The following is a 12290-nucleotide window of genomic DNA, read 5'->3' as shown; positions in this document are numbered from 1 at the left end:
TACAGCTATTCTAGCTGTAAGTGGCTGATCCTCAACGTGGGCCCACCAGGGCTCGAACCTGGGACCACCTGATTATGAGTCAGATGCTCTAACCGACTGAGCTATAGGCCCGCTCCGGCCAAAACCGGCTTCGCTACCAAAAGTGGCAAAGCGTCTGCAAATATACGAAAAATGGCGTCCGCTTCAAGATCCATTCGCAAACTCATTCCTCAGGGCTGCAACAGTCTGGGTGATTTTGGCGTATATTTGCCTGTGAATCGGTCCCAGGCTCTGTTGGCTTCTCAGAACAAAAAAAAGATCTTAAACGACCCCGTCTACGGGTTTATCACGCTTCCGAACGACCTTACCTTCGATTTGGTCGAACACCCGTATTTCCAGCGGCTCCGGCGAATCAAGCAACTCGGGCTGTCGGAACTGGTATATCCGGGTGCTCTGCATACCCGGTTTCACCACGCGCTTGGGGCCATGCACCTGATGGGCCAGGCTATCCAGACGCTGCGGGGCAAAGGCCACCGGATAACCGAAACCGAATGCGACGCGGCCCAGATCGCCATCTTGCTGCACGACATTGGCCACGGCCCCTTTTCGCACGTCCTGGAATACACCATCCTGGAAGGCATTCCGCACGAACGGCTGTCGTTACTCCTCATGCACGAGCTAAACCGGCAGTTCAACGGAGCGCTGACTACGGCCATCCGGATGTTCGAAGGAACTTACCCCCGGCCGTTTTTTCACCAGCTCGTTTCCAGTCAACTGGACATGGACCGGATGGATTACCTCAACCGCGACTGCTTCTACACGGGCGTGGCCGAAGGGACCATCGGGGCTGACCGCATCATCAAGATGCTCGACCTGGTCGATGATCAGCTCGTCGTGGAAGGCAAAGGGATTCTGAGCATCGAAAATTTCCTGAGTTCGCGCCGGTTAATGTACTGGCAGGTGTATCTGCATAAAACGTCGCTCTGCGCCGAAGCGATGCTGGTTCAGATCATGCGCCGGGCCCGGTTTTTGCTGACCCAGAATGCGGGCAGTCAGGAAAACATACCGCCGGTTTTTACTACCCCGGCCTTGCTGACGTTCCTGTCCCGGAAAATTACGATTGAAGATTTCCAGGAACACCCGGCGTATCTAGCGGCATTTTCGCGGCTTGACGACTACGACATCTGGACCTGTATCAAATTCTGGAGCCAGCACCCCGACCGGGTCTTGTCGACACTCTGCCGGATGCTGCTCGACCGGCGGCTTTTCAAGATCATGATGTCCGACGAACCGTTTGCCGGGCAACTGGTCGCAGAAATTGAACAGCAGTTACTGAAAACCGGCGTCCAGCCCGACGAATTGTCCTATTTTCTGGTCGAAGGCGTCGCGACCAACTCGGCCTATTTACCATCCATTGACAACATTAACATTAAAATGAAAGACGGTCGAATCATCGACATTGCCGACGCTTCGGATTTGCCGGGCATCAAAGCCTTGACCAACATGGTAAAACGCTATTACGTTTGCTGGGCGAAAAACCTCGGCCAACAACCGGTTTGGTTGGTATAGTTCAATTTGTTGTCTACCTTAGCGGCACGATTATCCGACTCTTAGATAGCTCCAACGACGACAACGTCAACCCTATGGAATTTACAGTGAAGCAGATTGCTGCCCTGCTAGGCGGTACGATTGACGGCAATGAATCCTTGAAAATCAATCAACTGTCAAAACTTGAGGAAGGCCAGGAAGGTAGCATCTCTTTTTTAGCCAATCTGAAATACGAGCCCTTTTTATATACTACTTCCGCATCCGCCGTCATCGTTGATAAAACTTTTCAACCGAAACAAGCGGTTGGGGCCACGTTGATTTTCGTGGATAACTCCTATTCTGCTTTCACAAAATTGCTGGAGTTGGCTAACCAGTCGAAACATGCGGCCAAAGTGGGTGTCGAACAACCCGCTTACCTGGGAGCAAGTACCACCGTCGGCGAAGGGTACTACCGGGGGGCGTTTTCATACATTGGAGAAAATTGCTCGATCGGAAATAACGTGAAGATTTACCCGCAGACCTACATCGGAAATTACGTTACCATCGGTGACAATACCGTCATTCATCCCGGTGCGCGGATTTTCGATCATACCGTTATTGGCCAGAACTGCATCGTGCAGGCCAACGCCGTGATCGGCAGCGATGGCTTCGGTTTTGCCCCCCAGCCCGACGGTACCTACCGGCCCATTCCCCAACTGGGCAATGTGATTCTGGAAGACAACGTCAGCATCGGGGCCAACACCACCATCGATTGTGCCACGCTGGGCTCGACAATTATTCGGCAGGGCACCAAGCTGGACAACCTGATTCAGATTGCGCACAATGTCGAAATTGGCAAAAATACCGTCATCGCGGCCCAGGCCGGCGTCGCCGGTTCAACGAAAGTCGGAGAAAACTGCATGATTGGCGGACAGGTCGGCCTGAGCGGCCATATTTCGGTAGCCAACGGAACAAGGATTGCGGCCCAATCGGGCATCATGAAATCGATCCGGACCGAGGGCCTGTCGCTGCTGGGCTCGCCCGCGTTCGAATTAAAGGATAACCTCCGCTCCCAGGTCGTTTACCAGCGGTTACCAACGCTGGAAAAACGGGTGGACGAGCTGGAAAATAAACTAAACAATCAATGAGTCAACAGCGAACGCTCCAGAGAGTACACTCGTTGATGATGATAATAGCCTTCTGACCAGAAGCTTACGGAATGAATACCAAACAGCAAACGATTCAAAAAGCAGTCTCGGTTTCGGGCGTCGGGCTACACACCGGCGTGGTAGCGACCATGACATTCCTGCCCGCCCCGCCCAACCACGGTTACAAATTTCAGCGCGTCGATTTACCGGGGCAGCCGATTGTCGATGCGGATGTCGATAACGTGGTCGACCTGTCACGCGGAACCACGCTGGAACAAAACGGTGCCCGCATTCATACTGTCGAGCACGCGCTGGCGTCGCTGGTCGGTTTGCAGCTCGACAACATTCTGATCCAGCTCGACGGGCCCGAACCGCCCATCATGGATGGCAGTTCAATCAAATTCATCGAAGCCTTGCAGGATGCCGGGATTGAGGAGCAGAATGCCTACCGCAACTACTTCGAAATCAACGAGTACGTTCATTACAAAAATTCAGAAAAAGACATTGAAATTGCCGCTCTGCCGCTCAGCGATTACCGCCTGACGGTCATGGTGGACTATAATTCGCGCGTGATCACCAGCCAGCACGCGTTTCTGAACGACATCAGCCAGTTTGCCTCGCAGATTGCCATGTGCCGCACGTTCGTGTTTCTGCACGAACTGGAAGCCCTTTACAAACAGGATCTGATCAAGGGGGGCGACCTGACCAACGCCATCGTAATCGTCGACCGCGATGTGCGGGAAGGCGAACTGGATTACCTGGCCGATCTGCTCAACAAGCCGAAGGTCAGCGTCAACAAAAAAGAGGGCATTCTGAACAACCTCGACCTGCACTTTCCGAACGAAATGGCCCGCCATAAACTGCTCGACCTCGTTGGCGACCTGGCGCTCGTCGGACGACCCATCAAAGCGCAGATTCTGGCCGCCCGGCCCGGCCACGCAGCCAACGTCGCTTTTGCGAAGAAAATCAAAAAGCTGATGCTGAAAAACGCGGCCAACAACATCCCGACGTACGACCCCACCCAGCCGCCGGTGTACGATTTTCAGAAAATTGCCAGCCTGCTCCCCCACCGCTACCCGTTCCAGATGATCGACAAAATCATCGCGCTGGACGAGAACAGCGTGGTCGGCATCAAGAACGTCAGCATGAACGAACAGTATTTCATGGGCCATTTTCCCGGAAATCCGGTCATGCCGGGCGTCCTGCAATTGGAGTCGATGGCCCAAACCGGCGGGATTCTGGTCCTCAGCACCGTTCCGGACCCAGAAAATTACTGGCCTTATCTGATCGGCATCGAGAACTGCCGCTTCCGCCGGAACGTTGTTCCGGGCGATACGGTAATCTTCCGGTGCGAATTTATCTCACCCATGAAACGCGGCATCGTCAAGATGTCGGGCCGGGGGTACGTGGCCGGTCAGCTCGTCTGCGAAGCCGAAATGATCGCCAGTCTTGTTAAGAAAAAATAGGTTTAACGTTTAACGTTTCAGGGTCAAGCTCCCGCGTTAAACGTTAAACGTCAAACGTTAAACCACACAGTTTAATGATTCAACCACTTGCATACGTCCACCCCGAGGCTAAAATAGCTCAAAACGTTGTGATTGAGCCATTTGCAATCATCCACAAAGACGTTGAAATCGATGAGGGAACCTGGATTGGTTCACACGCCGTCATCAACGAAGGGGCCCGCATCGGCAAAAACTGCCGCATTTACCCGGGGGTTGTGATCTCGGCCATTCCGCAGGATTTGAAATTTAGAGGGGAATACACGCTAACGTTCGTCGGGGATAATACCACCATTCGCGAATACGCAACGGTCAGCCGGGGCACGGAGGAACACCGCCGGACCGAAATCGGCAGCGACTGCCTGATTATGGCCTACGCCCACGTCGCCCACGACTGCCGCGTCGGCAACCACTGTCTGATTGGCAATACCGTGCAGATGGCGGGTCACGTTCACCTCGGCGACTGGGGCATCATCAGCGCGTTCAGCGCCGTTCACCAGTTTGCTAAAATCGGCGTTCACGCCTTCATTTCGGGTGGTTCGCTGGTTCGGAAAGACGTCCCACCCTTCTCGAAAGCCGCCCGCGAACCGCTGTCGTATGCCGGTATCAACTCGGTCGGACTGCGCCGGCGCGGGTATACCAACGAACAGATCAACCAGATTCAGGAAATCTACCGCTACATCTACCTGCGCGGTCTGAGCAACGCCGACGCCCTGACCCGCATCGAACTCGAACTGCCCCCGTCCGACGAACGCGATGAAATCGTCAATTTCATCCGCAACTCCGAACGCGGCATCATGAAAGGCCCGTCGGGGCGAGAAGTGGGGGAATAGTTCAGGCATGGAATAACAAATAGCGAATACTGAATATCGAATAACGAAACCCGTTGTGGCTGTACTTCGCTATTCGTTATTTTAATTAAAAGCTTTTTATGCAGATCACCACCGAACGACTCAGCAAGCGCTTCCGGCGCGAGTGGATTTTCCGGAACGTCGACCTGCGTATGGAGGCCGGAAACAGCTATACGTTCGTGGGACCCAATGGCAGCGGAAAATCAACCCTGCTGCAAACGCTGATCGGCGTTTTGCCTGCCTCCGAAGGGGTCATCCGGTATACCCACCAGGGAAAAACCGTCGAGGTCGATCAGTGGTTTCAGTGCGTCGTGATGGCGGCTCCTTATCTTGAGTTAATTGAGGAACTGACGCTGCTCGAACTGCTGACCTTTCACCAATCGTTCAAGCCGTTCCGGCAAAAACGCAGCCCGGAACAGCTTTGTGAGTTGATGCACCTCGGCCACGCCCGGCACAAGGAAATCAAAGCGTTTTCGTCGGGCATGAAACAACGCGTCAAACTCGCGCTGGCGTTCTATTCCGAAGCGTCCGTCGTTATCCTAGATGAGCCCACCTCGAACCTCGACAAACAGGGCGTGGCCTGGTACCGCGAACAGGTCCGGCTACTTGCTGCCCCCCTCCTGCTGATCGGCTCCAACCAGCCTGAAGAATACGATTTCTGCCCAAATGTCATCGACATCATGCGCTGGAAATAATTTTGGTGAGCTAGTCAGGTCTTTTTCCCGTAAACCGCTATGGATCAGGAAATACCCCTTCGGGGAGGTCAGGTGACAGCGGGCATCGTTCGGGTAGGGTCAACAGTACGCCGACCACTCAAGGCAAACTCCCCGTTCGTTCATCAGACGCTGCTGTTTCTGGAACATCATCAGTTTGCCGAGGCTCCCCGGTTTTTAGGCATTGATTCGAAAAACCGGGAAATCCTTTCCTTCATGGAAGGGTCGGTTTTACCGGGAACGGGCTATCGGCTTTCCGATCAGCAACTCGTCCAGGTGGCCCGGCTTATCCGGCGGTTTCATGATTTGACGCAACAATCGGACCTGAAAGGGGCGCATGAAATCATTATGCACGGTGATCTCGGCCCGCATAACACCGTTTTTCAGGGCGACCAGCCCGTTGGACTAATCGATTGGGATGACGCCCAACCCGGCTCCCGGCTTCAGGACCTGGCTTTGGCGGCTGGTGCCTACATCGATTTGGGCCACCGAACCTGGCCGGTAGCCAACCAGGCCCGCCGTCTTCAACTCCTGTGCCGGGCCTACGGGTGGCCAAACCCCGCTGAATTAGTTGACTATTACGAAGCGGATCTTGAACGAGCCTTACTCAATCACCAACAAGCGGGCCGACAAAAAGCGGCTGCCATCTTCAGGCGGGACCTGCGCTGGTTTGCCAAACAAGCTATGGCGTTACGGAGTCACCTGCACGATGTCTAATTCGCCATGCGCACCCACGATGATTGCCCGATACGCTCGCATACCTCTGCTTCTTTGAGCGGTCTTCTTGCAACGCTTCACGCTATTCTGGAGTCCTGATAAATACGAAGAAAACCGCCCGCCCGGCAAACATTTTCTGGGGTAATGCGCGTTTTTTCGCCGGTTTCCCCTTTCATTTGGAATTATCGTAGAACTTTAGACAAAAAGACAGGCAACGGGAGTCTTAACTTCATTCCAACGGTTCAGGCGTTCACCAGTTCGCTTTCTTCTTTTGCCGAAGTATAGTATCTTGAAAATGGTTTTGAAGCCGCCGGTTATGCGTCGAACGTTTACTCTTTCTTTTCTTTTCTGGCTTTGTGGAATTATTAGCGCAGCACTGGCGGATGCGCCATCGTCCAGTGCCGTGCGGTTTGTTCAAAACAAAGGCCAGTGGTCGCCCGAAATCCTGTACCGCGCCGAACTGCCGGGTGGTTTTTTGTTCCTGAAAAAACAATCGCTCCATTACGTTTTTTACGATACCGAAGCCCTGGACCGTATTCATTCCGGGCGCACCGGTCAGCCCGCAGCCCGAACCGCGGCCCCGCCCGAACGGACCGAACCCCTGGTGAACGCACACGGCATCGAAGTGCGGTTGCCGAATAGCCTGGAAACCGTTCAGATGGAAAGCAAAAACCGGGTTTCGACCAACCTGAACTACTTTTTAGGCAGCGCATCGAGCCAGTGGGCCAGTGCTGTACCGGCTTTTGGCGAAATCGTTTACCGGGGCATTTATCCGGGTATCGATTTGCGGCTGTTTGCCTATTATCAGACACTGAAATATGAATTTGTCGTACAACCGGGCGCTGATCCGTCGGTGATTCGGTTGCAGTACGATGGAGCCTCAGCCGTGCGGTTGGAAAACGGCCAACTGGTCATCGAAACTAGTTTGTTGCCATTTAAAGAAGAAAAACCGTATTCGTTCACCGAAAAAAACGGCAGGACGACCGAAGTACCGTCAGAATGGAGATTGGAAGACCAAACGGCTTCCTTCCGCTTTCCGAACGGCTTTAACCGACAACAAATACTTACGATCGACCCCACGCTGATCTTCTCGTCTTATTCCGGCTCCGTCAGCGACAACTGGGGGCACACAGCGACTTACGACAACGAAGGCAACCTCTACACGGCGGGGACGGTTTTTGGCACCAGTTTCGTCCCGACCACCGGGGCTTTCCAAACCCGCTACGGGGCTGAAATGGACGTGGCTATCCTGAAATTCAGCCCCGACGGTCGGCAATTGTTGTACGCAACGTACCTGGGCGGCTCCACCGGCGAAACACCACATAGCTTAATTGTCAACAGCAAAAACGAATTGCTGATTTACGGCGTCACATCATCATCTAATTTCCCGACCACCGCTGCAGCCTATAGCCGCAAATTTGCCGGGGGCACACCCTACCTGCCGATTGGCAACCAACTCCCCGAACCGAACAGCCTGTACGGCTCCATTTACTTCCGCAACGGCACCGATTTGTTCCTGGCCACCCTCAGCGCCGACGGCCGGACGCTCCGGAACAGTACCTATATCGGTGGTTCGGGCAACGATGGCATCAATTATGCCGATGTCTATTTGAGCATTTTCAACTACGGCGACGATTTGCGGGGCGAAGTCATGGTTGACAAAAACGACAATGTGTACGTCGCCACCGTAACGACCTCGGCGGATTTTCCGGTAACGGCCAATGCCCCGCAGCCAAAACGGCAAGGGCCGGGCGATGCGGTTTTTATTCAGCTAAATTCGGACCTAAGTCAGTTACGCTGGAGTACTTATTTTGGTGGAAGCGGTTACGACGTGGCCTACGCCCTGCGCATCGGTGCGTCGGGTGCCCTTTACGCCGTCGGAACGACACGCAGCAGCGACCTGCCGGGCACGACCGGCGCGTACAAAACCCAGTTGGGCGGTCAGGAAGACGGTTTTCTGGTGAAGTTCCGAAACGACCAGTTGGAACGCAGCACCTACCTGGGTACCCCGGCGCAGGACGCGGCTTATCTCATTGACCTCGATTCAGATGAGAATCCGCACGTTTTCGGGCTGACGCGGGGCTCTTACCCGGTTTCCGACAGTGTATACCAAAACGCCCGGAGCGGGCAGTTTGTCCATGCTCTCGACCCTACGCTGAGCAAAACCGTCTTCTCAACGGTGGTCGGTTCCGGCCGGACCAGCCCGGACATTTCGCCGACGGCGTTTCTGGTCAACGAATGCGGCAACATTTATATGTCGGGCTGGGGCGGTTCGGTCAACGTACGAAGCGCCAATCCGAACAGCAGTACGTCCGGATTGCCCGTCACGACGGATGCGTACCGCCGGACGACCGATGGCAACAACTACTGGCTGGTCCTGCTCGAACGGGGCGGAAAATCGCTGCTCTACGCCACATTTTTCGGCAGCGATAACCTACCCGGACGGGGAGATCATGTCGATGGCGGCACAAGCCGGTTCGACAAAAGCGGAGTGATTTACCACGCAGCCTGTGCCTGCGGAGGAACGCGGTTTCCGGCCACGGCACAAGTTTGGTCGACCACCAACAAAAGCCCGAACTGCAACAATGCCGCCTTCAAATTCGACATCGACCGGCTGAAAGCCGCCTTCGATGCCTACCAGGGCACCCAGAAAGATGTCATCGAAGGCTGCATGCCCCTGACGCTCAACTTCGTCAATACGAGCGAAGGCGGGATTACCTACGAATGGAATTTCGGCGGCACCGGCACTTCGACCAGCCCCACGCAGGTAAGCCATACCTTTGATAAACCGGGTGAATACACCGTGACGCTGACGGCCTATAACCGACTGAGTTGCAAGCGCGTCGACGTGGCGCAGAAAGTCATTAAAGTGTACCCGGCTAATTTCAAGGTGAGCAACGACACGACGATTTGTCCCGGAAAACCGGTGCAACTGCTTGCCGAAGGCGGCAAAACGTATGTCTGGACGCCTACCGAGGGCCTGACCAGCGCGACGGTCAGCAACCCGGTGGTCAGTCCGACCAAAACCACCACGTATACCGTCAAGATTACAAGCGAGAATGGCTGTTCGACCGAGAAGAAGGTGACCATCAGTACCGACGACTCGTTCCGGCCCGATGCCGAAGTTCGGGTAAGTGCCGAATGCGGGCAACCGATGAAGGTGGAGTTGGTCAACAACGGTTCCGGAGCTGACAGCTACCAGTGGGCAATGGGCAACGGCGACACGCTCCGGGTTGATTCGCCCGGCACTTACCAATACCCGCAGTCCGGACAATACCAGATATCGTTGACGACCTCCAAAAACGGATGCAACCTGACGTTGAACCTCCCGGTCGAGATTGAAAACATGAGCGATGTTCCGAACGTGGTAACGGCGAATAACGATGGCAAAAACGATGTGTTCAATATTGGTTTTACAGGCGCCAAACTGGAGATTTTCAACCGTTGGGGCAAGCTAATTTACCGGAGTGAGAATTATGCCAACAACTGGGGAGCGGATGCCCCCAACGGTTTATATTATTATCTGCTCACGACGCAACGCGGAACCAAATGCAAGGGCTGGGTAGAAGTGCTCGAATAAACCACGAACGATTCCTAAAATGACACCTTATACTACTTCCCGCCGTACGTTTCTCGCGGCTTCGCTCGGTCTGGCAACCGCCGGTTTTATTCGTCCGTCCGGCAGACAACCGATTACCGTTGGTCAGGTTATCGACCGCATCAAGGCAAACGTGGGCATTCCCTGGCGGGAGCAAACCGTCGACAACCTGATTGCGGGGAAGCCGGAACTGCCCGTGAAAGGCATCGCCGTCACGATGATGGCGACCCTCGACGTACTCCAGCGGGCGGCTGCGCAGAACCTGAATCTGATCATCACCCACGAGCCGACGTACTACTCCCACCAGGACCGGATTGAGCCGGTGGCTCAGGACCCGCTCTACCAGCAGAAGCGTGATTTTATTCGGGACAAAGGCCTGGCGGTTTTTCACTTCCACGACCACTGGCACGGACGAAAGCCGGACGGCATCGCCACCGGCATGATTCGGACCTTAGGCTGGGAGAAAAACGCCGACCCGGAAACGCCCAAGCTGTTTACGTTTCCCGAAACCAGACTAGACCGGTTTGCACAAGGCATGGCCTCAAAACTGAACATTCAAACCATGCGCGTCATCGGCGATCCGAACCTGCCGATTCGGCGGGCCATGGCGAGTTGGGGCAATCTGAGCCTAATGCCCGGTGTGCCGTACCTGGCCCAGGCCGATGTGCTGATCGTGGGCGAAACGCACGAATGGGAACTGGTGGAATACGTGCAGGACGCCATTACGGCCGGGCAGAAGAAAGCCCTGATCATCCTGGGCCACCTGATTTCGGAGCAGGCAGGTATGCAGTACTGCGCCGAGTGGCTGAAGGAATTTGTCCGAGAAGTTCCCATTGCGTTCCTCTCCGCTCCCGAACCGTACTGGCGCCCCGACCGGCCCCGCAAATGAGGATAATGCATATGCCAACGGGCAGATGCTTTCATAGAGTCCAGTGTGTTAAATTTGTCAGGCGGTTTTTGCTTTGACTGTCATCGTCCCGAAAAGTCATCAAATTGGCTGACCACTTTTTGTACCTACCTGTTTTTTAGCTATTTCGCCCTGCGGATTAAAACCGGCTTTTTCGTATTTTTGTCCTGCATCATCATTAAAACCGCATCCAACCATGAAACACCTCGCCATTTGCCTGCTCGCGCTCGGCCTTTCGTTCAGCGCGCTGGCCCAGGATAACGTCAGCTACCACGGCAAGAAAATCTCGGCCGACAACGCCATCCCGACGACCGAACTGGCCGCCAAACTGGGCGATAAGAAAGAAATGCCCGCCAAAGTGGAAGGCACCGTGGAGTCGGTTTGTCAGGTGAAAGGCTGCTGGATGCGCGTCAAAACCGCCGACAACCAGACCATGCTGGTGCGGTTCCGCGACTACGGGTTCTTTGTCCCGAAAGACATTGCCGGAAAAAATGTCGTGTTTGAAGGCACCGCCGAAACCAAAACCACCTCCGTCGCCGAACTGCGTCACTACGCCGAAGATGCCGGGAAAAGCAAGGAAGAAATTGCCAAAATTACCCAGCCCGAAAAAGCCATCACATTTATGGCCGATGGCGTAATTGTAAAAAAATAACCAAAGCGACGCCCTTGTAAGCACGCTTTGGCAAATCCTGCCTATCTTGAAAGCCGCAATCGCTGCGGCTTTTTTGTTACACTCCCATCGGCATGAAAAAACACTACTTCCTCGCGCTCGCAACTTCCGTGCTGCTGGCGTCTCCCCTCCTTGCCCAACGCACGCTCCTCCACTGCGGCAACCTGCTCGACGGCGTTCACAACGACCTCCAGCGCGAAGTAACCGTGGTGGTCGAAGGCACGAAAATCACGGCCGTTCAGAAAGGATACACCAAACCGGCGGCTTCGGATCGGGTGGTCGACCTGAAAACCAAAACCGTCTTGCCCGGCCTGATCGACATGCACGTTCACCTCGAAAACGAAACCCGGCGGGGCGGCTCCTACGACCGGTTTACGATGAATGTGCCGGATGTGGCCTTTCAGGCGGCAAAATACGCCAAAACCACGCTCCTGGCCGGTTTTACCACCGTCCGGGATCTGGGCGGTTCCGGTGTGAACATCGCCCTGCGCAATGCCATCAACCGGGGTTTGGTCGATGGGCCGCGTATTTTCACGGCGGGTAAATCCATCGCGACCACCGGCGGCCATGCCGACCCGACCAACGGTTATCGCAAGGACCTCATGGGCGATCCCGGCCCGAACGAAGGCGTCATCAACAGCCCGGAAGATGCGCGCAAAGCCGTCCGGCAACGCTACA

At 54.9% G+C, this 12290-nt stretch carries 10 protein-coding genes and 1 tRNA gene; 10 read left to right on the top strand and 1 reads right to left on the bottom strand.

Going from position 1 to position 12290, the window contains the following annotated elements; translation table 11 throughout:
* Positions 1–37: 37 nt before the first annotated feature.
* Positions 38–111: transfer RNA gene (locus ACO2Q8_RS19295), tRNA-Ile, on the bottom strand.
* Between the two features lie 162 nt (positions 112–273).
* Between ACO2Q8_RS19295 and ACO2Q8_RS19290 the strand changes: the two genes are divergently transcribed.
* The 10 genes from ACO2Q8_RS19290 to ACO2Q8_RS19245 all read left to right on the top strand — a co-directional run.
* On the top strand, positions 274–1548 hold the full coding sequence (locus tag ACO2Q8_RS19290; RefSeq protein WP_423346699.1) for an HD domain-containing protein: 1275 nt from the start codon (positions 274–276) through the stop codon (positions 1546–1548).
* A 74-nt stretch (positions 1549–1622) separates the two neighbouring features.
* A complete protein-coding gene (lpxD, locus tag ACO2Q8_RS19285) occupies positions 1623–2654 on the top strand; it encodes a UDP-3-O-(3-hydroxymyristoyl)glucosamine N-acyltransferase (RefSeq protein ID WP_423346488.1) in 1032 nt (343 codons plus the stop codon).
* A 71-nt stretch (positions 2655–2725) separates the two neighbouring features.
* Positions 2726–4120, top strand: a complete 1395-nt coding sequence (locus ACO2Q8_RS19280) for a bifunctional UDP-3-O-[3-hydroxymyristoyl] N-acetylglucosamine deacetylase/3-hydroxyacyl-ACP dehydratase (protein WP_423346487.1) — start codon at positions 2726–2728, stop codon at positions 4118–4120.
* A gap of 74 nt (positions 4121–4194) precedes the next feature.
* Positions 4195–4989: an acyl-ACP--UDP-N-acetylglucosamine O-acyltransferase gene (gene lpxA, locus ACO2Q8_RS19275; protein ID WP_423346486.1), complete on the top strand. Its 795-nt coding sequence runs from the start codon at positions 4195–4197 to the stop codon at positions 4987–4989.
* A gap of 98 nt (positions 4990–5087) precedes the next feature.
* Positions 5088–5702, top strand: coding sequence for an ABC transporter ATP-binding protein (locus ACO2Q8_RS19270; RefSeq protein WP_423346485.1), 615 nt, complete (start codon positions 5088–5090; stop codon positions 5700–5702).
* A gap of 39 nt (positions 5703–5741) precedes the next feature.
* Positions 5742–6437 (top strand): aminoglycoside phosphotransferase family protein, encoded by a 696-nt coding sequence (locus ACO2Q8_RS19265; RefSeq protein ID WP_423346484.1) that lies wholly within the window; start codon positions 5742–5744, stop codon positions 6435–6437.
* Positions 6438–6753: 316 nt separating this feature from the next.
* Positions 6754–10017: a PKD domain-containing protein gene (locus tag ACO2Q8_RS19260; RefSeq protein ID WP_423346483.1), complete on the top strand. Its 3264-nt coding sequence runs from the start codon at positions 6754–6756 to the stop codon at positions 10015–10017.
* 19 nt (positions 10018–10036) lie between these two features.
* Complete coding sequence (locus ACO2Q8_RS19255; protein ID WP_423346482.1) at positions 10037–10924, top strand: Nif3-like dinuclear metal center hexameric protein; 888 nt, start codon at positions 10037–10039, stop codon at positions 10922–10924.
* Positions 10925–11138: 214 nt separating this feature from the next.
* Entirely contained in the window at positions 11139–11594 is a 456-nt protein-coding gene (locus tag ACO2Q8_RS19250) for a DUF4920 domain-containing protein (RefSeq protein WP_423346481.1), read from the top strand.
* A 92-nt stretch (positions 11595–11686) separates the two neighbouring features.
* The coding region (locus tag ACO2Q8_RS19245; protein ID WP_423346480.1) for an amidohydrolase family protein at positions 11687–12290 on the top strand (604 nt) is incomplete at its 3' end.

Origin of the sequence: Larkinella sp. VNQ87 (assembly GCF_049445795.1) — a bacterium.
Classification (GTDB): domain Bacteria; phylum Bacteroidota; class Bacteroidia; order Cytophagales; family Spirosomataceae; genus Larkinella.
This window is presented reverse-complemented; position numbering and strand designations above follow the sequence as displayed.